Here is a 648-nt window from a genome sequence, read left to right on the forward strand (position 1 = left end):
AGCAGACCAAGTAGTACCGCCCCGTGGTGCCGCTGACGGAGATGCTGCGGCGGGAGCTGGCGGGCTGCGATGCGGCCTACTACGTCCACTGGCACGGTAAGCGCATCGCCTCGATCAAGAAGGCATGGGCCAAGGTGCGCACGGACGCCAAGCTTCCGACGTGGTTCATCCCCAAGGTGCTGCGCCATACCGTCGCCACGGAGCTACGCCGTCGCGGCGTGCCGGGGTGGGAGGTGTCGGGGCAGATCGGCCACAAGGCCGCAGGGACCAGCGAGATTTACGCGAAGTTTGATCCCGGCTACCTGGGGCAGGCGCGGGTGGCGCTGGATGCGCTGGCGGACGAACTGGCGGCCAAGGTTCCGCGCCTTCGTGGGGTCAGTGCGGGGTCAGTCGGCCTAGAAAGCAGAAACGGCGCTAAGCCCGAAAGCCGCGCCGTTGCTGGATTACTCTTGGTGGGCGGTACAAGGATCGAACTTGTGACCCCTACCATGTCAAGGTCAGGGAAGATCAACAAAAACAACGACTAGGCCTACTTTCAGCGACCGACAACTATCACGCAAGATCAAGGCTTACGGGCCATCGTGGGGTCAGTTTGGGGTCAGTCACCCCGGTCATCGGCCCGCGCCTGACTTACATCGGATAGGGCCT

Annotated in this window: 1 protein-coding gene; it reads left to right on the plus strand. The window is 63.4% G+C overall.

Annotated elements, in window-relative coordinates; translation table 11 throughout:
• Positions 1-23: 23 nt before the first annotated feature.
• A complete protein-coding gene (locus tag QQX02_RS13160) occupies positions 24-527 on the plus strand; it encodes a site-specific integrase (protein ID WP_301143816.1) in 504 nt (167 codons plus the stop codon).
• Positions 528-648: the final 121 nt, after the last annotated feature.

Source organism: Demequina muriae (assembly GCF_030418295.1).
GTDB classification, from domain to species: domain Bacteria; phylum Actinomycetota; class Actinomycetes; order Actinomycetales; family Demequinaceae; genus Demequina; species Demequina muriae.